This is a genomic window from Sporosarcina sp. P13 (assembly GCF_002743055.1).
Classification (GTDB): Bacteria; Bacillota; Bacilli; order Bacillales_A; family Planococcaceae; genus Sporosarcina.
In genome coordinates this window covers 28,247-52,197 of record NZ_PDYM01000004.1, presented here as the reverse complement: position 1 = coordinate 52,197, position 23,951 = coordinate 28,247, and the positions used below count along the sequence as shown (strand labels likewise).

The 23,951-nt window shown below is 41.7% G+C and carries 32 protein-coding genes and 1 riboswitch; all 32 genes read right to left on the bottom strand.

Annotation, left to right across the window (positions count from 1 at the left end):
• Positions 1-10: 10 nt before the first annotated feature.
• The 32 genes from CSV79_RS03475 to rpsH all read right to left on the bottom strand — a co-directional run bounded on the left by CSV79_RS03475 (position 11) and on the right by rpsH (position 23,923).
• Positions 11-565: a nitroreductase family protein gene (locus tag CSV79_RS03475; RefSeq protein ID WP_099687644.1), complete on the bottom strand. Its 555-nt coding sequence runs from the start codon at positions 563-565 to the stop codon at positions 11-13.
• On the bottom strand, positions 559-1,320 hold the full coding sequence (cobA, locus tag CSV79_RS03470) for a uroporphyrinogen-III C-methyltransferase (protein ID WP_099687643.1): 762 nt from the start codon (positions 1,318-1,320) through the stop codon (positions 559-561). The genes CSV79_RS03475 and cobA overlap by 7 nt, the downstream gene beginning before the upstream one ends.
• Positions 1,317-1,946, bottom strand: coding sequence for a precorrin-2 dehydrogenase/sirohydrochlorin ferrochelatase family protein (locus CSV79_RS03465; RefSeq protein ID WP_099687642.1), 630 nt, complete (start codon positions 1,944-1,946; stop codon positions 1,317-1,319). Before CSV79_RS03465 ends, cobA begins: the two co-directional genes overlap by 4 nt.
• Positions 1,943-3,301 carry a cobyrinic acid a,c-diamide synthase CobB gene (locus CSV79_RS03460; RefSeq protein WP_099687641.1) on the bottom strand — a complete coding sequence of 453 codons (1,359 nt, stop codon included), beginning with the start codon at positions 3,299-3,301 and terminating at the stop codon, positions 1,943-1,945. The genes CSV79_RS03465 and CSV79_RS03460 overlap by 4 nt, the downstream gene beginning before the upstream one ends.
• Positions 3,298-4,434: a cobalt-precorrin 5A hydrolase gene (locus tag CSV79_RS03455; protein WP_099687640.1), complete on the bottom strand. Its 1,137-nt coding sequence runs from the start codon at positions 4,432-4,434 to the stop codon at positions 3,298-3,300. Before CSV79_RS03455 ends, CSV79_RS03460 begins: the two co-directional genes overlap by 4 nt.
• Complete coding sequence (cobM, locus tag CSV79_RS03450; protein WP_099687752.1) at positions 4,427-5,209, bottom strand: precorrin-4 C(11)-methyltransferase; 783 nt, start codon at positions 5,207-5,209, stop codon at positions 4,427-4,429. The genes CSV79_RS03455 and cobM overlap by 8 nt, the downstream gene beginning before the upstream one ends.
• Complete coding sequence (gene cobI, locus CSV79_RS03445) at positions 5,209-5,913, bottom strand: precorrin-2 C(20)-methyltransferase (protein ID WP_099687639.1); 705 nt, start codon at positions 5,911-5,913, stop codon at positions 5,209-5,211. Before cobI ends, cobM begins: the two co-directional genes overlap by 1 nt.
• Positions 5,913-7,106, bottom strand: coding sequence for a precorrin-6y C5,15-methyltransferase (decarboxylating) subunit CbiE (gene cbiE, locus CSV79_RS03440; RefSeq protein ID WP_099687750.1), 1,194 nt, complete (start codon positions 7,104-7,106; stop codon positions 5,913-5,915). Before cbiE ends, cobI begins: the two co-directional genes overlap by 1 nt.
• Complete coding sequence (locus CSV79_RS03435; RefSeq protein WP_369824914.1) at positions 7,081-8,175, bottom strand: cobalt-precorrin-5B (C(1))-methyltransferase; 1,095 nt, start codon at positions 8,173-8,175, stop codon at positions 7,081-7,083. The genes cbiE and CSV79_RS03435 overlap by 26 nt, the downstream gene beginning before the upstream one ends.
• Positions 8,176-8,191: 16 nt before the next feature.
• The gene (locus CSV79_RS03430) at positions 8,192-8,857 is read right to left on the bottom strand and encodes a precorrin-8X methylmutase (RefSeq protein ID WP_099687751.1); all 666 of its coding nucleotides are present in this window, start codon (positions 8,855-8,857) and stop codon (positions 8,192-8,194) included.
• Positions 8,847-9,629 carry a precorrin-6A reductase gene (gene cobK, locus CSV79_RS03425; RefSeq protein WP_099687638.1) on the bottom strand — a complete coding sequence of 261 codons (783 nt, stop codon included), beginning with the start codon at positions 9,627-9,629 and terminating at the stop codon, positions 8,847-8,849. The genes CSV79_RS03430 and cobK overlap by 11 nt, the downstream gene beginning before the upstream one ends.
• Before the next feature lie 9 nt (positions 9,630-9,638).
• Positions 9,639-11,297 (bottom strand): precorrin-3B C(17)-methyltransferase, encoded by a 1,659-nt coding sequence (gene cobJ / locus CSV79_RS03420; protein ID WP_099687637.1) that lies wholly within the window; start codon positions 11,295-11,297, stop codon positions 9,639-9,641.
• Between the two features lie 132 nt (positions 11,298-11,429).
• Positions 11,430-11,606, bottom strand: a riboswitch (cobalamin riboswitch).
• A 232-nt stretch (positions 11,607-11,838) separates the two neighbouring features.
• A complete protein-coding gene (rpsI, locus tag CSV79_RS03415) occupies positions 11,839-12,231 on the bottom strand; it encodes a 30S ribosomal protein S9 (protein WP_099687636.1) in 393 nt (130 codons plus the stop codon).
• A 19-nt stretch (positions 12,232-12,250) separates the two neighbouring features.
• A complete protein-coding gene (rplM, locus tag CSV79_RS03410) occupies positions 12,251-12,688 on the bottom strand; it encodes a 50S ribosomal protein L13 (RefSeq protein ID WP_099687635.1) in 438 nt (145 codons plus the stop codon).
• Between the two features lie 172 nt (positions 12,689-12,860).
• Complete coding sequence (gene truA, locus CSV79_RS03405; RefSeq protein ID WP_099687634.1) at positions 12,861-13,598, bottom strand: tRNA pseudouridine(38-40) synthase TruA; 738 nt, start codon at positions 13,596-13,598, stop codon at positions 12,861-12,863.
• A 5-nt stretch (positions 13,599-13,603) separates the two neighbouring features.
• Positions 13,604-14,401, bottom strand: coding sequence for an energy-coupling factor transporter transmembrane component T family protein (locus CSV79_RS03400; RefSeq protein WP_099687633.1), 798 nt, complete (start codon positions 14,399-14,401; stop codon positions 13,604-13,606).
• Positions 14,395-15,270, bottom strand: a complete 876-nt coding sequence (locus CSV79_RS03395) for an energy-coupling factor ABC transporter ATP-binding protein (RefSeq protein ID WP_099687632.1) — start codon at positions 15,268-15,270, stop codon at positions 14,395-14,397. Before CSV79_RS03395 ends, CSV79_RS03400 begins: the two co-directional genes overlap by 7 nt.
• Positions 15,246-16,103, bottom strand: coding sequence for an energy-coupling factor ABC transporter ATP-binding protein (locus tag CSV79_RS03390; RefSeq protein ID WP_099687631.1), 858 nt, complete (start codon positions 16,101-16,103; stop codon positions 15,246-15,248). The genes CSV79_RS03395 and CSV79_RS03390 overlap by 25 nt, the downstream gene beginning before the upstream one ends.
• A 268-nt stretch (positions 16,104-16,371) precedes the next feature.
• Positions 16,372-16,752: a 50S ribosomal protein L17 gene (gene rplQ / locus CSV79_RS03385; RefSeq protein WP_099687630.1), complete on the bottom strand. Its 381-nt coding sequence runs from the start codon at positions 16,750-16,752 to the stop codon at positions 16,372-16,374.
• Between the two features lie 31 nt (positions 16,753-16,783).
• On the bottom strand, positions 16,784-17,728 hold the full coding sequence (locus CSV79_RS03380; protein WP_009499030.1) for a DNA-directed RNA polymerase subunit alpha: 945 nt from the start codon (positions 17,726-17,728) through the stop codon (positions 16,784-16,786).
• A 124-nt stretch (positions 17,729-17,852) separates the two neighbouring features.
• Positions 17,853-18,242, bottom strand: coding sequence for a 30S ribosomal protein S11 (rpsK, locus tag CSV79_RS03375; protein ID WP_099687629.1), 390 nt, complete (start codon positions 18,240-18,242; stop codon positions 17,853-17,855).
• Between the two features lie 25 nt (positions 18,243-18,267).
• Positions 18,268-18,633, bottom strand: a complete 366-nt coding sequence (rpsM, locus tag CSV79_RS03370; protein ID WP_099687628.1) for a 30S ribosomal protein S13 — start codon at positions 18,631-18,633, stop codon at positions 18,268-18,270.
• Between the two features lie 24 nt (positions 18,634-18,657).
• On the bottom strand, positions 18,658-18,771 hold the full coding sequence (rpmJ, locus tag CSV79_RS03365) for a 50S ribosomal protein L36 (protein WP_076758849.1): 114 nt from the start codon (positions 18,769-18,771) through the stop codon (positions 18,658-18,660).
• A 38-nt stretch (positions 18,772-18,809) separates the two neighbouring features.
• On the bottom strand, positions 18,810-19,028 hold the full coding sequence (gene infA / locus CSV79_RS03360) for a translation initiation factor IF-1 (protein WP_040759924.1): 219 nt from the start codon (positions 19,026-19,028) through the stop codon (positions 18,810-18,812).
• 345 nt (positions 19,029-19,373) lie between these two features.
• A complete protein-coding gene (locus tag CSV79_RS03355) occupies positions 19,374-20,027 on the bottom strand; it encodes an adenylate kinase (RefSeq protein WP_099687627.1) in 654 nt (217 codons plus the stop codon).
• Between the two features lie 47 nt (positions 20,028-20,074).
• On the bottom strand, positions 20,075-21,367 hold the full coding sequence (secY, locus tag CSV79_RS03350; RefSeq protein WP_099687626.1) for a preprotein translocase subunit SecY: 1,293 nt from the start codon (positions 21,365-21,367) through the stop codon (positions 20,075-20,077).
• Positions 21,367-21,807 (bottom strand): 50S ribosomal protein L15, encoded by a 441-nt coding sequence (gene rplO, locus CSV79_RS03345; RefSeq protein WP_099687625.1) that lies wholly within the window; start codon positions 21,805-21,807, stop codon positions 21,367-21,369. Before rplO ends, secY begins: the two co-directional genes overlap by 1 nt.
• Positions 21,808-21,839: 32 nt before the next feature.
• The gene (gene rpmD / locus CSV79_RS03340) at positions 21,840-22,022 is read right to left on the bottom strand and encodes a 50S ribosomal protein L30 (RefSeq protein WP_099687624.1); all 183 of its coding nucleotides are present in this window, start codon (positions 22,020-22,022) and stop codon (positions 21,840-21,842) included.
• Positions 22,023-22,035: 13 nt separating this feature from the next.
• On the bottom strand, positions 22,036-22,536 hold the full coding sequence (rpsE, locus tag CSV79_RS03335) for a 30S ribosomal protein S5 (protein ID WP_099687623.1): 501 nt from the start codon (positions 22,534-22,536) through the stop codon (positions 22,036-22,038).
• Positions 22,537-22,558: 22 nt separating this feature from the next.
• The gene (rplR, locus tag CSV79_RS03330; RefSeq protein ID WP_099687622.1) at positions 22,559-22,921 is read right to left on the bottom strand and encodes a 50S ribosomal protein L18; all 363 of its coding nucleotides are present in this window, start codon (positions 22,919-22,921) and stop codon (positions 22,559-22,561) included.
• Positions 22,922-22,954: 33 nt separating this feature from the next.
• The gene (rplF, locus tag CSV79_RS03325) at positions 22,955-23,494 is read right to left on the bottom strand and encodes a 50S ribosomal protein L6 (protein WP_099687621.1); all 540 of its coding nucleotides are present in this window, start codon (positions 23,492-23,494) and stop codon (positions 22,955-22,957) included.
• A 30-nt stretch (positions 23,495-23,524) separates the two neighbouring features.
• Positions 23,525-23,923, bottom strand: a complete 399-nt coding sequence (rpsH, locus tag CSV79_RS03320) for a 30S ribosomal protein S8 (RefSeq protein WP_029053265.1) — start codon at positions 23,921-23,923, stop codon at positions 23,525-23,527.
• Between the last annotated feature and the right edge of the window lie 28 nt (positions 23,924-23,951).

Genomic DNA, 23,951 nt, shown 5'->3' with positions numbered 1-23,951 from the left:
CAATTCCCCCTTATAGCCAAGTAGTTTTTTCGGTAAATGGTGTACGTTTTTTTGCAGAAGTTATTTCTTCTGTCGGGTACCCGATACATAGCGTTCCTATTAATTGTTCTTTATCCGATGCGCCAATAAATGTATGTAATGCTGTTTCATGCACTAAACCTACACCGCGTGTACGCCATACCATACCTAAACCTAGCTGTTCTGCCATTAACCACATCGACATAATGGCGCCGCTAACTGCAAAGGTATTATCCTTCGTTGCACCCTCATCTCCATCCACGATAGCCGAAGTTACCACGATAATAAGCGGGGTTTGTGTGATCGCTTCCATTGAACCTTCCACTAAATGTGGTTTTGTCGGAAAGCGTTTTTGTAAATAATCAAGTGCCACTTGTTCATACTGCGCCAAGCTATCACCTTGTAAAATATAGAAATGCCAAGGCTCTCGCATACGGTCGTTTGGTGCATATGTTGCTGCTTCCAATAGCGTCTCAATTTTTTCTCGTTCCACTTCACGCGTTTCAAATTGTCGAATCGCACGACGTTTTTTTAATGCTTCTAACATGGTTTTAGCTCCTTTTCTTCAAACCAAGAAATTTCTTCACGTACCCCTACTACATCACCTACTAAAATCATTGATGGATTCGAGATATGATGTGTTAGAATTTCTTGTGTAATTGTTGCCAGATTACCTGTAATCGTACGTTGGTTTTCAGTTGTTCCCCATTCAATAACTGCAACAGGGGTTGTATCTTTTTTACCGTTTTCTATTAAGCTTTTCGTAATATGTTCGATGTTACCAACGCTCATATAAAACGCCACAGTATCAATTTGAGCAAGTGCTGCCCAATTTAAAAAGTCTTGCCCTTTTTCTGCACGACCTTGGCCTGGAACAATTGCAAAGCTTGCGCCATGATCACGATGTGTCACCGGAATCCCTGCATAAGCTGGCGCAGCAATTCCTGCTGTTATCCCTGGAACAATTTCATATGGTATACGTGCTTGTCGTAAAACTGCCGCCTCTTCAGCACCGCGTCCAAAGACAAATGGGTCTCCACCTTTTAAGCGCAACACTTGCTTGCCCAGACTTGCTTGCTCAACCAACACACGATGGATTTCATCTTGAATCATTCCATGTTTGCCTGGCTCTTTACCACAATAAATCAGCTTAGCATCCGCTTTCGCATGATGTAATAATTCAACATTTACTAGACGATCATATAAAATCACGTCTGCTTGCTGAATACATTCTAATCCTCTAATTGTCAATAGTTTCGGGTCACCAGGACCAGCCCCTACAATATATACAGATCCACTCACTGTTGTTCTCCTATCCGTTGTTGTAACCACTCTTCACACTTTTGGTTTTCGCCTTGCTCCATCCACTGCAAAAGTCTTGGATCCAGCAGTTCCGCAAGAACTTGTTTTTTCGCGTCTCCAGTAAACACTTGTAAGACTTGCTGACGAGCTTCCCTTAAGAAAGACACATATGACGCATAATAGTCTCCGAATTGTTCCGCTAAATCCGTTTTTACTTTACGTGTTAAACCTGGACTAGCCCCAGATGTTGATACAGTCACAAGAAATTCTCCGCGGCGAACGACGGCCGGATTGATAAAATCAACACGCCCTTTTGCATCCGCACGGCTGAGTAATTGCCAATGCTGAGTTGCTTCTTCCACAGCATTGTTCACTTCTTCATCATTTGTAACAGCAAAAACCAATGTGGCATCATCTAAATCGGCTGATTCAAATGCTTTTTCTTTCCAAGTCACAAGCCCTTCACTAACATACTGTTGTACCGTCTCTGTCACCGATGGGCTAACTACGATTATCATTGCTTTTGTTGGAAGTAAGGCTTCTATTTTTTGACGTGCTACATGTCCGCCTCCAACAATTACAACCTTTTTATAATCCACATTCATTAACAGTGGAAAATAGCTCATTGCTCTCCCTCCAAACATGCTTTCAACCAATTTTCCACAAGCTGTGGATTCGAAGCAAAATGAAATTGTGTAAAGCCCGCTACGAGATTTTTATGTAAATAACCTTCTTGCTGTGCGCGAAAACGACCTTTACTAAAATAAGCAGGGCTAGTATGCTCTCCCTCATATTTTGAATAATGAAACTCATGCCCTTTCGCCTGTGTCTCTTCATCAATTAAGAAATTGCCTGCAACGCCTGTAATTTCCCTATATCCAAGTGCCGCTCGCTTATCTTGCATAAGCACACGTCCTGGGATTACTCCGAGCATTGGAAACGCTTGTTCCTGACGATCTATTATTTCTGCTGTTAAGTACATAAAACCGCCACATTCGGCTAATGTCGGCAATCCACGATTGATTGCGTTTCTTATAGATTCCTTCGCTTTCTCGTTTATTGCTAATTGTTCTGCAAACTCTTCTGGGAAACCACCACCGATGTACAATCCCTGCGCTTCATTCGGAACTTCTTCATTTTGTAACGGAGAGAAGAAATGCAGGATCGCGCCATGCGCACGTAGTAATTCTAGATTCTCCTCATAATAGAAGTTAAACGCCGCATCCTTAGCTACTGCAATATGGGCTACTTGTCTATAAGGCTGAACATCAAAAATTGATGAGGATACTTCTATCGGTTGCGCTTTTGTAATTTCCATCAGCTGATCAATATTTACAGTTTCTTCAATGACCGTTGCCAGGCTATCAAAATATGAATCTAGGTCACCACGCTCGATGGCCGGTACTAAACCTAAATGACGGCTCGGCATCGCAGGGACAGCATCCTTTGGCAAGTAACCGATAACAGGAATTCCACACTCTTCTTCGATTGCTGTTTTGACAATGTTGAAATGGTTTTTACTACCCAATTGGTTCGCAATAACACCGACAATATTGGAGTTTTCATCCAGCAACTGGAACCCTTTAACGATTGCCGCTACACTTCTCGCCATACTTGCTGCATTGACAATTAAAATGACAGGACTTTTTGTAATCTCGCTAATATGAGCAGCTGACCCTTCATTTGATAAGGGGGATTTGCCATCGTAAAAGCCCATCACGCCTTCAATAATAGCTACGTCTGTATCTTGACTAGCTCTTGCGACAATGGCACGGATGATATCATGAGCCATCATGTAACTATCAATGTTTCGAGAAGGGCGTTTTGTGACAGCTGTATGATATGTTGGATCGATATAATCTGGACCGCATTTGAAGCCTTGTACTGTTAAACCACGCTTCATAAGTGCACGCATAATCCCAATCGTGAATGTTGTTTTCCCAACACCGCTTCCTGTACCGGCTAGCACAAATCGATTCATTGTCCTCTCTCCTCAAAATTGACGCGCGCAATGGATACCGTCACATTGCCACTTTTCTTTTTCTCTAATACTAATTCTTTTGCATTCGCATAACGCAATGCTGCCGGCTCGCTTACACCGTATGCTCCTGTATATTTAAATACTGTTTCAGATGGGTTAAGAAGCGGCATTTCATTAAGCTGTTCAGGCGTATACGTAATAAATGGCCAATTATGCTTGGCAGTTAATTCAAGTAGCCCTATCTCGTCTTTCTTCAAATCTATAGTCGCTACTGCTTTAACACTTTTTTTACTCAAACGCAGTTCTGTTAATGTTTCGTCTACAACTTGCTCAATTTCCTCTAGTGCAGTTCCACGATTACAGCCAATGCCGAGGACAATTGATTTCGGACGGTAGATCACTCCTTTTTCTAGCAACACTTCCTCATGCGCATCGATTAATCGATCGGTTATAAGCAAGGTTGCTTGCGGCTTTGCCTGAATTGCTTCTGTCGTTGATGGATAGATTTTCAAATTGGTTGGCATTGCACGATCATGCATCCACCAATTTTTTTCACCTGTTTCCTGCACGATTGCGACATGCTCTTCATTAACAACCGATGCACTGACTGGTAACAGTTTTTCTTCGCTATCCCACATCCAGCCAAATTGAGCGCCGAATAAATCGACAGGAATTGTTTTTTGCACATCAGATGCAGTCGTAACAACAGGGACAGCACCGATTGCTTTTGCAAATTCATATGTCAGTGCATTAGCACCACCAATATGTCCCGATAATACGCTTATGACGTATTGACCTAGATCATCGACGACCAATACGGCAGGGTCTTTCATTTTATTAATCATAATTGGAGCAATCATACGAACGACAGCGCCCAGTGAAATGATGCAAATAACTCCTTTGTAATGCTGGAACAAAGCAGGCAATAATAATCGTACCGTGCCGTCAAACAATTGGATTTGGCGCGCTTCTTCATCACCTTTAGCGAATTTCTTCATATAGTAAAGATCTGCATATGGAAATTTTTCCGTATAGCTTCTTGCATTGGCAACCCCGTGTTTTGTAATGGCGACGAGAGCATACGGTTTACGTTTTTCGATGGTAGGGATTTCACCTTCTCGTAAATTAATCATCCGCCTTCACACCTTTTCGGAAACCGTGAGTAAATGTTTTATCGTACAGCTTTGAACGATACTCTTTTTCATGAATATTCGGGTCTAATGCCCAACCTGCCAATATCATCGCATGCTTACGAATACCATTGACACGCATCGCCTCATCCAATTCAATCAATGTTGTCTGAACAATTTTTTCATCCGGCCATGTAGCACGCTGCACGACAGCTACTGGCGTATCATCTGCCCAGCCCGCCGCTTGCAATTCTTTTACAATTTTCTTTGTCAATGTCGCACTTAAAAACATAGCAATCGTACAATGATGACTTGCAAGTTTCTGTAACTTTTCGCGCTCTGGCACCGGGGTACGTCCCTCAGCCCTAGTTAAAATAAGTGTTTGTGTTAAATCAGGGACTGTCAGCTCTGCACCGACTGCCGCTGCAGCTGCAAAAACAGAACTCACACCCGGCACCACTTCATAACCAATATCATGCTGCTTCAGTAATGCCACTTGTTCCATTGTTGCGCCATACATCGCTGGATCCCCCGTATGTAATCGTACAACCATTTTTCCGGCATTGACCCGTTCGACAATACAATCTACCATTTCTTGCAGATGCATCCCTGCCGTACGGATAACTTCTGCCGATTCCTTCGCTTCCTCCACTAACGTTTCGCTTACGAGTGAATCGGTATACATGACAACATCCGCTTGTTGTAAGAGCTTCAAACCCTTTACCGTTATTAAGTCGGGATCTCCTGGACCTGCACCGATAATCCAAACTTTCTTCATCATTTGCGCACCACCATACATGACAAGTAATTTAAATCCGCGCCTCTAAGTTCATCCGTATTCCAAATCACTTCTTCGTCAGATGTAACTTTTGTAACTACATGCGTTTTTTCCAGTAAGTTCATTTCCTCCAATAAATCCAGCATCTCATCTATAACTTTGGCTACCTTAATAAAGACGATGGCATCGTGACTTTCGATTACTTGACGCATCTGTTCCATATTATCTGTAGCAGGAATCATCGCCACATGGTCATCACCTTCGGCTAATGGAATGCCTAAACGATTAGCAGAACCGTTAAATGACGAAATACCCGCCACTGTTTCAATTGGCACCTCTGGATGCTTCGTTTTCATTAAGCGCAATAGATGAATAAATGTACTAAACAGCATCGGATCTCCTTCGGTTACAAACGCTACATCTTTTCCTTCTGCTAAGTAGGCATAAATCTCTTCTGCTGCTTTTTCCCATGCAGTACGCAATACTTCTTCGTCTTTGGTCATCGGGAATACTAAACCGAGCATCTCTTTTTCAGCTGGGTGAATATATACATCCACAATACGATGGGCATAAGATTTACTGCCCCTTAATTTTTTGGGATACGCAATGACTGGGCATTCTTGTAATTTACGAAATGCTTTTACTGTAATTAACTCAGGATCTCCTGGTCCAACGCCTAATCCGTATAATTTTCCTATTGTCATTATTCTTGTCCTTTCTGTGCTGTCACTATATAGATGGGATTTAATGGTTCGAAACGTGTTAAATGTAAAATCGGTTTACTCTTTGAAAGTTGTGCCTGCAATATGGATACTTCACAACCTAACGCTTTTAAATGGCTCATCGCTTCAGCTAGATTCTCTATCGTAGCAATATTCATGACAAGTCGACCATTCGGCTGTAGTCGTGAAATACAGGTTTGCAATAACTGCTCCATATTCCCCCCATTACCGCCAATAAAAATTGCTTGAGGATCTGGGAATTCTTCAAGGCGTTCCGGCGCTTTACCTAGCACCGCAATAAAGTCTGTACGATGTTTCAATTGATTTCCTAAGCAATTTTCGAGGTCAGCCTCATTTTTTTCAATGGCATACACTGCTCCCTCTCGCGCCACTTTTGCTGCTTCAATCGCAACAGATCCTGTGCAAGTTCCAATGTCCCAAACAATGCTATCTTCTTTAAGTTTCAGCTCTTGCAAACAAAGTGTTCGTATTTCTCTTTTAGTAATTAAGCCTTTATCTGGTTTTCTCTGTAGAAATTCATCATCCGGAATACCAAGAGAAGCACGTTCAACTATATTTCGTTGCTTTAAAATCACAACATTCAAAGAGGAGAATGAGGTTTGTTCCATCTCATCTAATGAAAGAAAACGACAGCGTTCGTTTTCACCTTCTAAATTCTCAGCAACGAAGGCATCATATTCTATCATGTTAAAGCGCTTTAAATACGTCGCAATGGCTTGCGGAGAGTTCGTTTCATCTGTTAAAATAGCTATTTTCTTACGTCCGTCTATTTTCTGCGCAAAACCTTTTATAGAACGGCCGTGTAAGCTGACAATGTACGCATCGTGCCAACTTTCCTGCATTTTTGAAAAAGCCAGCTGAACCGAGCTAGTATATGGATAGATCTCCAGGGGCAGCTTTTTCGCAAGCACGCCCCCCAGTCCATAAAACAATGGATCACCGGACACCAAAATAACTACATTACGTGTTTCTTCTTGTAATTCCTCTGTTAATGCTGACAAACCACCCTTAATTACTTTCTTCTCTTTTTCAAATGAAGGAAAGAATTGAAGATGGCGTTCTCCACCTACGAGAACATCACATTCATTGATCCACTCTATATATTGAGGGAGCAATCCTGCCGCGCCATTATCCCCTATACCAATCATTTTCATCCAATTTGTCAATATTCTCAGCCTTTCCTAAACAGTCTCCATTCATGGCATACAATGATGTCGACACTTCAATTTCGGCATTCATGTGATTCAGTGCATAGTAGCAACAGTTTTTACTGAGTGCTTCAAAGAATGCATCGTTTCCTCGAAGTATTTCTCCAACTTGTGATGCCGTATTAGCCTGTAGAATTTCTTGCTGTGTTTCTTCATCTACGCCTACTCTATTTGCCATTTCCGCTAAAAATTCGAAGCTGATCGGCGCGCTTTTTGAGTGAACCATCATTACGCCTCGTGCCAGTTTTGAAAACTTCCCCATCATTCCTACTAGGGATACTTTAGGGATTTTCTTACGTGCAATATTCTTAAGCGTAAAACCGATAAAGTCTCCCATTTCTATGAAGGCTTCTTCTGGTAAATGCGGGTATTGTTTTAAAGCATATTTTTCACTGCGGCCGCCCGTTGTGATAACTACATGATCGCACCCTGCTTCTTTTGCCACACTAATCGCTTGCGCAATACTTGCCATGAAGGCAGAACTCGAAAAGGGAACAACTGTCCCACGAGTTCCTAAGATTGAAATTCCTCCAATAATGCCAAGACGCCCATTCAGTGTTTTTTTAGCAATCTCTTCTCCGTCAGGTACGGAAATTACCACATCGATTCCGCGTTTTAATTGGTAGTAATCGAATCCTTCTTGTGCAACACCTAGTATCATTTTACGTGGCACTGGGTTAATGGCTGCCTGACCGACAGGTACGGGAAGTCCTGGTTTTGTTACTCGCCCTACACCAACCCCTCCATCTAAATGGATACCTTCTTCTTTTGAATAGTAAACGGTACTTTGAATTCGCGCCTTGTGTGTAGCATCAGGATCATCACCAGCATCTTTGATGGTCTCACACATTACTCCGCCATCTACTACTTCAAACGCTGATACTTTGAATGTAGCGTACTTGCCTATCGGTAAATAAATAGTGACTTCTTCCGGTACTTTTCCCGTCACCAACCCTTGCAATGCCGCTTTCGTCATCGCAGTTGCACAAGATCCTGTAGTGTAGCCATGGCGCATTTTTGATGGATCTTTTTTAGTTTGTTTGCTTTGCGCGCTCATCTGCCATAATCGAAATGGCATTCAGTGCAGCTACTGTCACTGTACTGCCACCCTTTCTCCCTACATTAGTAATAAACGGAATTCCTTCAAGGACTGCTAGCTCCTCTTTTGATTCTGCCGCCGAAACAAAGCCCACTGGCATTCCAATAATTAAATCTGGTTTGGCGATGCCCTCTTTAATTAAACGAATTAACTCTAGCAATGCAGTTGGCGCATTACCAATAGCGTAAATCCCACCTTTATGTAAACGTGTTGCTTTTTGCATCGATATGATCGCACGTGTTGTTCCTTCAGCCTTCGCTTCTTTTGCAACATCCTCATCCGCAATGTAACAATGTAAGTCGCTACCGTGTTTTTGGAAACGTTTGCGACCTGAACCACTCTCAATCATTTGCACGTCCACCACTACGTGATGGCCTGACAAAATCGATTGGATTCCTGCTTCAAGTGCATCAGGTGTGAAAATCATACTACGGCCTAACTCAAAATCCGCTGAAGCATGAATAACGCGGCGAACAACCATCCACTGCTCGTCTGTAAACGGGTGTTCTCCCATCTCTTCTTTGATAATTGAGAAACTGTGATCATAAATTTTATCTGGATCTACAGTAAGTGGTATAAATTTTGTATTAAAGTTCATGTTTGGATTTTTCAAAAGTATAACCTCCTAATAGTTGTGTAACTTTTTCAAATGATGTACAAAAATTTTCATATTGAAGCTTTGGTCTTTTAATCAAAATAACAGGTATCTCTAATTCTAAGGCGGCAGTTATTTTCTCATCGACAGATCCTACTTTGCCGCTTTCCTTAGTAATCATTAACGTCACATCATATTGCTCGCACAAAGACTTATTGAGTGATTCAGAAAACGGTCCTTGTATTGCGATAATATCCTTTTGTTTGATTCCTAACCTATCGCATTTTTCCATATTGCCTATGTTTGGTAGCATTCTGCAAATCAATCTAATTTCATCACGCAATAAGTAATTCGTAAACACTTCCAACGTCTTACTACCCGTTGTTAACATAATTGTCCCTTTATGCGTTTGAGCTAGCTTAGCAGCGTCTTCATAACTGTCTACCTCTGTAATCAGCGGAGAAACAAACTTTTCTTTTGGACGTTCATAGCGAATATATGGAACACCACATGCCTTTGCTGCTTCCATAGCGGTTTTCGAAGCTTCTTCCGCATATGGATGACTGGCATCCACTACACAAGTCATCTCATGTTTCTGGATCAGCGCCACCATATCATCCACTGTTAACCGGCCCACCTGATACGAGATATCATTCATTTTTAAACTTTCTGCCGCAGATTCGGTAACTACTGTGGCTATCAAAGGGTAGCCTAGACTCTGCAAATGAATGGCTAGTGCTCTAGCATCGCTAGTGCCTGCTAAAAATAAAATCATAGTTTCCTCCTAATCTCCACAAGGTGCTGGCTCTACTTCAATCTTGCAACTCATGTCGTAATAGTCATAGTTCAAAACTTTTTTGACACGTTTAAAATACTTAAAGAAACGTTCGTTAGGGTGTGCGTTTTGTTCATATTCTTCTATAATTTTGGTTACTAGTGGGATTAAATCTTCTGGCTCAATCCCTTCTGCGATGGGTTGAGCAGCATGGGCAGTACGACCAACTGGCTTTGCACCAATAAATAAATCAAATTTTTTCTTCCGGTAAACGATCCCAATATCATCAAATACAGGGCGATAACAAGCCATTCCGCAGCCGTTGAAACCAACATGCAACTGCTTTGGAAGCTTCATCCCTTCAAACTTTGCTGCGATTTCTTCTGCATATGGGATAGAGTCTGCTTTTTCCCCGTAACAGAAATCACAGGCTTTGACTTTTAATACTTCCCCTGCCGGCATGACTGTCAAATGACTTTTTTCAAGCTTTTCAACAATCGCTTCAGGACTATCTGTTGTAACCTTTACTAAAAAATGATGATCCGGTGTATATTCCAATGTACCATTCTCGCCAACGACTTCAGCTAATACACGCATTTGCTCTGCTGTGATCATTTTATTAGCAACACCAGGTGAAACGGAAAATTCAAATATATTCTCGATCGATTGTCTCACCAAAAATGGATTTTGCACTTCTTCTTTTGACACCATTGATAAAGCCTTTAATGCCATATCCATTGACTGAACTTTTTGTTCTTGTTTTTGTTGTTGCATTGGAGCTTGCTCAGGTGTCTTTCCGATAATTTCCTCATACCCTGATAGCGCCTCTCCAGTTTCTTGATCAAGCGCCCATGGTTCCGCTTCCTTTTTTAAACGCTGATGCGGTTTTAACCTTTGTTTACCTTCGCCTAAAGTATATTTTCGTTGATAGCCCCTTGGCGTAATAATTTTATCATCATAAAAGAAAGTGGAAGAGTTACCTATAATGACAGTTGTCAACATTCCGATATCATGCTCAAGCATTTCAGATAATGTTGTCAGGATAATATGTTGATTTTCACGATAAGCGCTTTTCACTAGCCCTACAGGTGTATCAGGAGAACGATATTTTAGTAAGATATTTTGCGCTTCTACAATTTGGCGCGTCCTACGTCCACTTTTCGGATTGTATAAAGCAATTACAAAATCCGCCATCCCCGCCGCTTCAATACGTTTTTCGATAACAGTCCATGGTGTTAGATGGTCACTTAAACTGATCGTACAAGAATCATGCATGACAGGTGCGCCCAGTAAGCTCGCACATGAATTAATTGCTGATATACCTGGAACAATTTCTACTTCAATTCCTTCTGCTTCAGTCCAACCCTTTTCGACAAGCACTTCATACACTAATCCTGCCATACCATACGCACCTGAATCACCGCTGGAAATTACTGAGACAATACCGCCCGCCTCCGCTTTCTTAACAGCATCTATTGCACGCGACACTTCTTCGGTCATGCCTGTGCTAACAATGGACTTTGCTGTCACTAAATGCTTAATCAGATCTACGTACGTTTTATAACCAATAATATACTCACTTTCTTGCAGTGCCGTTAACGCCCGTCCTGTAATATGTTCAGTAGCTCCGGGGCCGAATCCAACGACAAAAATTTTTCCCTTTTTCATGGTTTCCCTCCAAATAAAAATGCCTACACTCCTTTTCAAGGAAGTGTAGGCATGTGAAAGTATAATAGAAATCATACTGAAACATAAAACAATTAATCTTATTGTCTCGCCTATACTTCTCCCTCCGAAAAGTAAGTGTCGTTTAAATAAGCAGGTTTCCTGACTCAAGCTTCATTTTACTCTTACACCTTCCCGATTTCTCAGTGGTATTGTAATTTCATCAGCTTTTACAGTAGCGGGGGCTGTACTAGACTTTCACTAGTTTCCCTTTTACCTCACAATGTGAGCACTTATTTAAATTAGTTTATTTAATTTTCATAAATATAACATACAATCTCTGAATCTACAAATATACACTAGGTTTATTTACTGGATCCTTAAAATAGCTTATTGCTCCGCTATGGATAATTGTAATTTCTATTCTGTTCTTTAGTTTCACTTCTTATTTCTCTTTACGGTCTGGGCAAGGAGTTTAAAATTCTAAAAAACCCCTTCCCGATAAACTCGGAAAGAGGCTGTAAAGATTGGTATAAAACCAATATTAACGTTTAGAGAACTGAGGTGCACGACGAGCGCCGCGAAGACCTGGCTTCTTACGTTCTTTCATACGTGGGTCACGTGTTAGAAGTCCAGCTGATTTCAATACTGGACGGAAATCTGGATCTACAGTTAGCAATGCACGAGCTACGCCGTGACGGATTGCTCCTGCTTGACCTGTGTAACCTCCACCGTTTACGTTAACATGGATATCATAGCTTCCAAGTGTTTCCGTTGCAACTAGTGGTTGTTTGATGATTTCACGAAGTGTTTCGAATGGTACGTAGTCTTCTACGTCACGGTTGTTGACGACAATTTTGCCTTCGCCAGGAACTAGACGTACACGAGCTACTGAACTTTTACGACGGCCAGTGCCGATATATTGTACTTGTGCCAAGTGTGTTTCCTCCTCTTAATTATCCGCGAAGCTCAAATGCTTCTGGTTTTTGTGCTGCGTGCTGATGTTCTGGACCAGCATAAACGTGTAACTTCTTAATTGTTTGACGACCTAGAGGACCGTTTGGAAGCATTCCTTTGATCGCAAGTTCAAGCATTTTAACCGGGTAGTTAGTACGCATTTCAAGCGCTGTACGAGACTTGATGCTACCTGTGTACCCAGAGTGACGGTAATACATTTTGTCTTTTAACTTGTTACCAGTCAATTGAATCTTTTCTGCATTGATAATGATGACGTGATCACCAGTATCAACATGTGGTGTAAACGTTGGTTTATGTTTACCGCGTAATAGTGTTGCAACTTCTGAAGCAAGACGACCAAGCGTTTGTCCTTCAGCGTCGACAACTAGCCATTTACGTTCTACTTCGTGACCTTTAGCCATGAATGTTGTGCGCATATTGTAATCCTCCTAAAAATATCAATCTGTTCCATTGTTTTCTCTATCCCTAAACACAAATAAACTTCCGGGGCTTATTGTGGGGTTATTGAAATACCATTTATCATGTTAACCTTTATTACCAATAAAGTCAAGCGTTTTTATGAAAACGCCAGGATTAGTTGCCATGACTTCAATAGGTGACTTCCAGTAGGTACAAACCATGTGCTGGCGCTGTCTTGCCAGCCTTTTGACGATCTTTTGCCTGAAGGATCTTGTAGACGTCTTCCGGCTCATCCCAGCCAATTCCTACCGCTAGTAAAACACCCGCAATCGTGCGCACCATATTGTAAAGAAAGCCATCGCCTTCTACTTCCAATATTAATTCATCCTGTTGCCGTTCAAGTGTTAATTTACGAATAGTTCGAACTTTATTGGTCGTTGCAGTTTTTGCTGAACAAAAACTCGTGAAATCATGCGTCCCAATTAAATGTTTAGCTCCTGCATTCATTCGCCCAATGTCTGGATTCCATCTACCTAAATGTACTGCAAAATTTCGTTCGAAAGGGCTTTGAACTTCACTGTAGGACCATTTATATCTATACGTCTTACCTTTCGCTCCGTATCGCGCATGAAAATCGTCAGCCACGACCTCTACTTTCGTTATGCGTACATCTTTCGGCAATAATACATTCAGCGCAGTCACCCACCGATCAGCCAAATCAAGTGGCGTATCAAAATGGATGACTTGTCCGATTGCATGAACACCGGAATCTGTGCGGCCACTCGCTACTGAGTGAATAGACGGATCCTTATGCAATTTAACTAATACTTTATCAATTTCAGACTGAACCGTGCGCATACCAGGCTGCGATTGATAACCCGCAAAATTCGTCCCATCATAGCACACGATTGCTTTCATTCGTTTCATATTATTCACTTCCTTACCCACAAGAGCACCACAACTAATAATACAAATGCAATTAGTACAGCTGTATCTTTCATTTGCCAGGATAATTGGCGGAACCTTGTCCGTCCCTCACCACCACGATAGCCTCGCACTTCCATAGCGACTGCTAAATCTTCGGCTCGCTTAAATGCACTGACGAATAAAGGAACGAGCAATGGAATAACTGCTTGGATCCGCTCCTTAATCGTTCCAGTACTTAGGTCAGAACCTCTCGCTAATTGAGCTTTCAAAATTTTATCTGTTTCATCCATCAAAGTTGGAATAAAACGCAATGAAATTGACATCATTAACGCTAGCTCATGAACAGGCAATTTGAGCTTCTTAAACGGATTTAGTAACGTCTCTAGTCCATCAGTGATAGATATTGGAGAAGTTGTCAGCGTCAAAACAGTCGTGACCAATACGAGTACTAGGAATCGGACAGAAATGAAAATACCCATTCGCAATCCTTCTTCATAAATTTTAATAAACTTCCACTCAAAGATAATCGGTCCTTCACGCGTAAAGAAAATATGCAATAACAACGTAAAGACAATCAAAAATATAACTGGCTTTAATCCATTCACTAAAAAGTAAGGTCTAATTCTAGCAAGTGCGATAACGAATACTGTAAAGGCTAGTAATACAGCATAAGATGTAACATTATTTGCCAAAAAGACAGCAACAACGAATAAGAACACAAATAATAACTTAGAACGAGGATCCATCCTATGGACTATAGAATTTCCAGGTATAAAACGGCCAATAATCATTTTTTCTAGCATGGCCGTTCTCCTTTTCCAGCGATAGTTGTGGATAACTCTTGCGCCAGTATTTCCTCAGTCAATGCAAGGCGGCTAAATCGCTGACCAATCATTTTTTCTATTGTCCGTTGGAAACGAACAGATCGCGGAATACTAAGTCTATAAGAACGCAGTAGTTCTTCTTGATTGAATATTTCCTCTGGCGTACCTTCCATGACGGCTGTCCCTCCGTGCATGACAACAATCCGGTCACTATAGCGAGCTGCATCTTCCATACTATGTGTTACTAAAATCGTCGTTAGATTTTCCTGTTCATGCAGCTGATGAAACAGTTCCATAATTTCCTTACGTCCCCTAGGATCTAGACCTGCTGTTGGCTCGTCCAGCACTAATACAGACGGCTTGAATGCTAGTACTCCAGCTATCGCCACACGCCGCATTTGACCGCCTGAGAGCTCAAACGGCGACTTTTGAAGGACATCTTCAGGCAGACCGAGCAATTTCACCAATTCATGGGCTCTCTCACGTGCTATTTCTTTTGATACACCGAAATTGATTGGGCCAAACATTATATCCTTTTCTACAGTCTCTTCAAATAACTGATGCTCTGGAAATTGAAAAACGATTCCAACCTGCTGTCGCGCTTCCTTCATTTGTTTGCCTTTCGTCTGTGCGGTGATTATTGTATCACCAATCTTAACCACACCTTCAGATGGTTTTAACAAGCCATTCAAATGAAGCAACAGTGTCGATTTGCCTGACCCCGTATGCCCGATGATTGACGTATAAGAGCCTGAAGGAATAATGGCAGTCACGTCCTGCAATGCTCGCTTTTCAAAAGGTGAATCTTTCGCGTATAAATAACCTACTTGCTGAAGTGAAATGTCCACAATTCATTCACCAACTCTTCTTCTGTCATATAGTCGCCTTGAAGCTTGACACCTGATTCTCTAAGTAATTCTGAAACACGTAAAGCAAACGGTAAGTCTAACCCAATGTTTTCAAGCTCGGTACCTTTTGCAAATATCTCTTGTGGTGTTCCTGTCATCAGAACATTGCCTTCATTCATAACTAGAATCCGGTCCGCTAGCAAGACTTCTTCCAAATCATGCGTAATCGACACAACTGTCAAACCGATGTCAGAACGCAGCTTTTTCACGATTTCAATAACTTCCTCACGACCTTGGGGATCGAGCATAGAAGTTGCTTCGTCTAATATTAATAATTCTGGTTGCAACGCAAGTGCCCCAGCAATTGCCACCCGTTGCTTCTGCCCCCCAGACAAATGATGTGGTTCATGATTGATATAATCAGCCATTTTCACCTGATGTAACGCTTCATGCACACGCTTCACCATAATATCGTGAGGCACTCCATTGTTCTCTAGTGCAAATGCTACATCGTCCTGAACTGTTGAGCCAACAAATTGGTTGTCCGGATTCTGAAAGACAATCCCCATCCGTGATCGTGTCTCCCATAAGTTTTCTTCACTCAACTTTTCCAAAAAGAGGTTCACTTCACCCGAGGAAGGAAATAGCAAGCCGATTAGCATCTTGGCAAGTGTCGATTTTCCCGATCCATTGTGACCTACGACTGCTAGCCACTCTCCTTCATACAACGTAAAAGACACATCATCCAGAGCTTTCTTTGGAACATGTGATGACTCATCCTCTTCTGTATCATATGAAAAAATCACATGATGCATCGACGCAATTTCCTTCATCCGGACTCCTCCTTTTAGTATGCTATGTAGTATTCAGTAAGCAACAATTCTTATGTATAAAAAAAAAGCGCGTACCTCATCTAAGGAATGCGCTTTTTACAAACGTAAATGCCGGGTGCTCATGCCGACATCTCAGATGAGGTACGTAGAGCTAGACCAGTCGATTGCTCGCGGATCATAACACTCAGCTTTTAAGTCGTATAAATCTTATAATTGTAATAAAAGGGTGTGGCTGTGCGTGACAGACACACCCTTTACATGTATGGAATTACACTAATTCGATAATTACTACTGGTGCTCCATCGCCGCGGCGAGGTCCCATTTTCATTATACGTGTATAACCGCCTTGGCGATCTGCATAACGTGGTGCTACTGTATCGAAAAGTTTTTGAAGTGCATAAACAGTTGCCTCTTCGCCCTCTTCGTTTTCAACAGTCACCAATTCACGACGCATATATTCAGCAGCTTGACGACGTGCATGAAGATCCCCACGTTTACCAAGAGTGATCATCTTTTCAACTACAGAACGCAATTCTTTTGCGCGTGCTTCAGTTGTTTGGATGCGCTCATGAACGATTAAATCCGTCGTTAGGTCGCGTAGCATTGCTTTACGTTGTGAACTTGTGCGTCCAAGTTTTCTGTATCCCATTTGAAGTTACCCTCCTTCAAGTATATGTCAGTTATTCTTCAGAGCGTAACTCAAGGTTTAGCTCGTCTAATTTAGCCTTCACTTCTTCAAGTGATTTACGGCCTAAGTTTCGCACTTTCATCATTTCGTCTTCGGACTTGTTAGCAAGTTCTAGAACAGTATTGATGCCTGCACGCTTCAAGCAGTTATAAGATCGGACAGAAAGGTCAAGTTCTTCAATAGTCATCTCTAGAACCTTTTCTTTTTGGTCTTCTTCTTTTTCTACCATAATTTCTGCAGTTTGTGCTTCGTCAGTCATACCAACGAATATATTTAAGTGTTCGGTTAAAATTTTAGCACCAAGTGAAACAGCCTCTTTAGGACCTATGCTACCATCTGTCCATACATCGAGTGTCAACTTATCAAAGTTGGTACTTTGGCCGACGCGAGTATTTTCAACTTGGAAATTAACGCGTGAAACTGGAGTGTAAATCGAGTCGATTGGAATCACACCAATCGCTAGATCCTCACGTTTGTTTTGATCGGAAGGAACATATCCGCGTCCACGTACAGCATACATACGCATACGTAAGTGTCCATTTTTACCGAGAGTAGCAATCGGGAGATCTGGATTTAATACTTCGACATCACTATCATGTGTGATATCTGCAGCCGTCACGACGCCTTCACCCTTCACATCGATCTCAATAACTTTCTCATCATCTGAGTAAATTTTGAGAGCAAGTTTCTTCACATTCAAAATAACTGTTGATACGTCTTCAACGACACCTTCAATTGTTGAGAATTCATGAAGTACTCCATCGATTTGAATAGATGTCACAGCAGCTCCTGGCAATGAAGATAAAAGAATGCGACGTAAGGAATTCCCAAGGGTATTTCCATATCCACGCTCTAGTGGTTCGATAATAAACTTACCAAACTGCGAATCTTCACCAATTGTTACTGTTTCAATCTTTGGTTTCTCAATCTCGATCATTTATTTACCCTCCTCAAAACGTCTTCTATAGTGGTTTAACCATATTGAATTCACTGATAATAGATAGTCTATTTCAACAGTATTAACAAATATTGTCTTTCTTAATCCAATAGATTCAAACCGATTATACGCGACGACGTTTTGGCGGGCGGCAACCATTGTGCGGAACCGGAGTTACGTCTCTGATCGCTGTAACCTCAAGACCTGCAGCTTGTAGTGAACGGATAGCCGCTTCAAGACCAGCACCAGGGCCTTTAACTGTTACTTCCAATGATTTTAAACCATGTTCCATTGCTGTTTTCGCTGCAGTTTCAGCAGCCATTTGTGCAGCAAATGGAGTGGATTTACGGGAACCTCTAAAGCCAAGTGCACCAGCGCTAGACCATGAAAGTGCATTACCGTGGCTATCTGTAATAGTAACGATAGTATTATTGAACGTCGAACGGATATGTGCAATACCAGTTTCAATATTCTTTTTTACACGACGTTTACGAGTTTGTTGTTTACGTGCCATGTTGGAAAGAGCCCTCCTTTACCTATTATTTTTTCTTGTTTGCAATTGTACGTTTTGGACCTTTACGCGTACGAGCATTGTTTTTCGTGTTTTGACCACGAACAGGCAATCCACGACGGTGACGGATTCCACGGTTACTACCAATTTCCATCAAACGCTTGATGTTTAAAGAAGTCTCACGACGTAGATCTCCTTCTACTTTCAAACCGTCGATTTGTTCACGAATTTTATCAAGTTCAGTTTCTGTTAAGTCACGAACTCGAGTCTCTTCAGAAATTTCAGCTGCATTCAAAATGCTTTTTGCAGTTGTCTTACCAATACCAAAAATGTATGTCAATGAAATGACAACGCGCTTATCGCGCGGAACGTCTACACCAGCAATACGTGCCATATAAGTTGTGCACCTCCTTGTGTTTTAGCCTTGTCTTTGTTTATGTTTTGGATTTTCACAGATTACCATTACTCGGCCGCGTCTACGAATAACTTTACATTTTTCGCAGATCGGTTTTACAGATGGTCTTACTTTCATCTTACCCAACCTCCTTCAGTATTCCGGAGTGCAAAAGTTTATTTAAAACGGTATGTGATACGACCACGTGTCAAATCGTAAGGCGAAAGTTCCATTGTCACTTTGTCGCCAGGCAATATACGAATAAAGTGCATACGAATTTTACCCGATACGTGTGCTAGTACCGTATGTCCGTTTTCTAACTCCACTTTAAACATCGCATTCGGCAACGTTTCAAGAACAGTTCCTTCTACCTCAATTACGTCGTCCTTCGCCATCAATCCTGTCTCCCTTCTATATCCAATAAAGGCTTTCACCATCGAGCGGCATCAGTCGCCTTCAAAAAAGCTTCCTTCAACATATGTCCAGTTTGCATGAGTGATGTTCGAAAGACGTCTGCCACATTTCGCTGTTTCGCATCTCTGCGAGTGAGATCCTTTATTGTTCTCACAGATGTTACCAATTACACATTATACCGCGATTTGCAAGATAATGCATGTAGCAACAACTGAAGAATCAATTTAAACTCCCATTTGTCCAATACCGGGCACTTTACGCTTTTGCAGCTCGTTTTCAACCATTACTTTCCGAACAGTGATGCAGATGTGCCCGAAAAGGATTGATTACTTTGTACTTTGTTGTAAAACTGCATCCAAGTCTTTGAATACGAGAGTAATGTCTTGTTGACCATTTATTTTCGTCAACACGCCTTTTTCGCCGTAAAAGTCGAGTAAAGGTGCTGTCTGATTCATATTTACTTCCAGACGATTCATGACAGTCTCGGGATTATCATCTGCACGCTGGTAAAGTTCGCCACCCTCTTTATCACAAACATCTTCAACCTCTGGTGGATTGAAAATCAAGTGGTAAGAAGTTCCGCACACTTTACAAATACGACGTCCTGATAATCTTGCAACTAATTTTTCTGTATCGACTTCAATGTCTAATACATACTCGATTTTTTTATCTAAGTCTTCAAGCAAGGCATCTAGTGCTTTAGCTTGAGGAACTGTTCTAGGAAATCCATCAAGAAGAAAACCTTTGTCACAATCCGATTTGCTTAAACGTTCACGTACGATACCGATAGTAACTTCATCAGGAACTAATGCGCCCTGATCCATGAACGATTTCGCTTTAACTCCAAGTTCCGTGCCATCTTTGATGGCAGCACGGAACATATCGCCTGTAGAAATATGAGGGATTCCGTACTTCTCGACAATTTTGTCTGCTTGCGTACCTTTACCAGCACCCGGCAGACCCATTAATACGATATTCATACGTCCTTGCCCTCCATTTGGTTCACAATAGGTCAGGCTATTGCTTTTTATTTCATAAATCCTCTGTAATGTCTTTTCACTAACTGCGATTCCAATTGCTTCATCGTTTCAAGGGCAACGCCGACTACGATAAGCAAGCTCGTTCCACCGATTTGGGCAGATTGAGGAAGATTCGCTAGATTAATGAAGAAGATTGGCATAACAGCAACGACAGCAAGGAAAATCGAGCCGACGAATGTTAATCTGTACAGAGTACTAGTTAAATACGATTGAGTGTTTGCACCCGGACGAATTCCTGGAATATATGCACCTTGTTTTTTTAAGTTGTCTGCCATATTCTCTGGGTTCACTTGAATGAACGCATAGAAATAAGTAAACGCGATAATAAGTGTTACGTATAAAATCATACCAACCGGATTCGTATAATCGAAAATCCGAATGATTGTTTTAGTTACACTGTTCTCACCGAAAAATGGAGCAATTTGTTGTGGTGTGATAAAGAAAGCCACCGCAAAGATTACTGGAATAACACCCGCAGCATTCAGTTTCAAAGGTAAATGAGTTTGTTGACTTGCAACGGATTGACTACGTCCTGAAACACGCTTCGCATATTGAATTGGAATTTTCCGCAATGCTTCTTGGAAGTAGATAACTCCGACAACAATAGCTACGATTACGAGTAGCAGTAAGATCATTGTTGCAATTCGAATGAATAGTGCATCTCCAGCGTCTTGTATTTGCGTTACATACAACTGGTTTACAGCATTCGGAATACCCGCGACAATCCCTGCAAAAATAATGATGGAAATACCATTCCCAACACCTTTTGCAGTAATTTGCTCACCAAGCCATAAAAGGAAAGCTGTTCCTGCAGTCAACACAATCGCAATGACGACATATGTAGACACACTGTTATCTTTAATTAGCGCACCGCCGAATGTTTGGTTGAAACCAAAGGACATAGCGATAGCTTGGATAAAGGCAAGAACAATCGTGAAGTACCTCGTGAACTGTGCAAGCTTACGTCTTCCGACGTCCCCTTGTTTAGACCACTCAGTAAACTTCGGCACAACGTCCATTTGCAAGAGCTGTACAATGATGGAAGCCGTAATGTACGGCATGATCCCCATCGCAAAGATTGAAAAGTTGGAAAGTGCTCCTCCACCGAAAGTGTTCAAGAAACCAATAAACTGGTTATTTGATTGTTGTAAAGCAGTTGCATCAACGTTAGGAACCGGAACAAATGTCCCGAGTCTAAATACGATAAGCACTAGGAGGGTGAAAATTATTTTAGACCGGATCTCTTTCACACGCATGAAATTAGAGATTGTCTGAAACATTATACCACCTCTGTTTGCCCGCCCGCTTTTTCAATTGCTTCTTTTGCAGAAGCGGAGAATTTGTTTGCTTTCACGGTAATCTTTTTGTCAAGAGTTCCATTTCCAAGAATCTTGATACCAGATTTAGCGTTACTTACAACACCAGTTTCAAGTAGCAATTCCGGCGTTACTTCCGTGCCTTCTTCAAAACGATTCAACGTGTCAAGGTTAACGATTGCATAATCTTTACGATTGATGTTCGTGAACCCACGCTTAGGAAGTCGTTGGAAAAGAGGAATTTGTCCACCTTCGAAACCAAGACGTACACCGCCGCCTGAACGTGAGTTTTGACCATCGTGACCTCTACCGGAAGTCTTTCCTGTTCCAGATCCGATCCCACGACCAACGCGTTTACGGTTTTTACGTGATCCCTCAGCTGGTTTTAGTTCGTGTAACTTCATCTTATCGGCACCTCCTTATTATAAAGTGTTACTTAAATTTCTTTAACTGTTACCAAGTGGCTGACTTTAGTGATCATACCACGAATCGAAGCATTATCTTGATGCTCAGCTACTTGATTTAACTTTCGAAGACCTAATGCTTCAATTGTTTTACGTTGTGTCGGCTTAGAACCGATTACACTTTTCGTAAGGGTGATTGCAAGTTTGTTCGCCATTGTGTTTCCCCCCTTAACCTAAAAGTTCTTCTACAGATTTACCACGCAATCTTGCTACATCTTCTGCGCGTTTCAAATTCTGCAATCCTTCGATTGTTGCACGTACCATGTTGATTGGAGTGCTTGATCCAAGTGATTTAGAAAGAATATCCGTGATACCTGCAAGTTCGAGTACCGCACGGACAGGTCCACCCGCAATAACTCCAGTACCTGGAGCAGCTGGTTTGATGAGGATTTGTCCTGCACCAAAACGGCCGATTACTTCATGTGGAGTTGTACCCTTAACCATTGGTACTACAATCAAGTTTTTCTTTGCATCTTCAATTGCTTTACGGATTGCATCTGGAACTTCTTGTGCTTTTCCAGTACCAAAACCGACACGACCGTTTTTATCTCCGACTACGACAAGTGCAGTAAAGCGGAAACGACGTCCACCTTTTACAACTTTCGCAACTCGGTTGATCGTTACTACGCGTTCTTCAAACTCACTTTTGTTTTGATCATTACGACGCATGAAATATGTCCCTCCTTCTTAATTAAAATTCAAGTCCATTTTCGCGTGCAGCGTCAGCAAGAGCTTTAACACGGCCATGGAAAAGATATCCGCCACGGTCAAAGACAACCTTTTTGACGTCTTTTTCAACAGCTTTCTTTGCAATAAGCTCGCCAACTTTAGCTGCAGATTCAGTGTTACCTGTAGATCCAGCTTCAACGCCATTATCCATTGTAGAAGCACTAACGATTGTTACACCATTTGTGTCGTCAATCAATTGTGCATAGATATGTTTGTTTGAACGGTAAACGTTTAGACGTGGACGCTCTGCAGTTCCGCTGATTTTCGAACGCACACGTGCGTGACGTTTTCTACGGACAGCGTTTTTATCTTGTTTCGTAATCATCGTGGTCACTCCTTCCAAATACCTCAGGCGGTATTATTTACCTGTTTTACCTTCTTTACGACGAACGATTTCGCCTTCATAACGAATACCTTTGCCTTTATACGGCTCTGGCGGACGTACTTGACGGATGTTAGAAGCAAGAGCACCTACGTGTTCTTTGTTGTAGCCACGAACAATAATTTTAGTGTTCGCTGGAACTTCAACTTCTACACCTTCTTCTGGTGTGAATTCGACTGGATGTGAGTACCCAACGTTCAATACAAGCTTCTTGCCTTGCATTGACGCACGGTATCCAACCCCAACCAATTCTAGTGTGCGCTCGAATCCAGTAGATACACCAACTACCATGTTGTTAAGCACAGAACGTGTAGTACCGTGGATTGAACGGTGAGCTTTAGATTCAGAAGGGCGAGTCAATGTAATGACATTGCCTTCCTGATTGATCGTGATATCTTTATCTAATTGACGCGAAAGTTCACCTTTCGGTCCTTTAACAGTTGCGAAGTTCTCAGCTGAAATTGTTACAGTAACATTTTCAGGAACATCGATCTGACGATTACCAATACGGGACATTCAATTGCACCTCCATTCATTTGTAGCTGATTACCAAACGTAAGCGACGACTTCTCCGCCGACTTGTTTAGCGCGGGCCTCTTTGTCTGTTAGTACACCGTTTGATGTAGAAACTAGTGCAACACCTAGACCATTCAATACTTTAGGTACTTCATTTGATTTTGCATACACACGAAGTCCTGGTTTAGAAATACGTTTTAAGCCATTGATGACGCGCTCGTTATCTTGACCGTATTTTAGGAAAATGCGGATGATGCCTTGTTTGTTATCTTCCACGTATTCCACATCGCGAACGAAACCTTCTCGTTTTAAGATTTCAGCGATTTCTTTTTTTACGTTTGAAGCAGGTACCTCAAGCTTCTCGTGGCGAACCATGTTCGCGTTACGGATGCGTGTAAGCATATCTGCAATCGGATCACTCATTGTCATTTGAATTAACCTCCTTCCCTAATTAGGG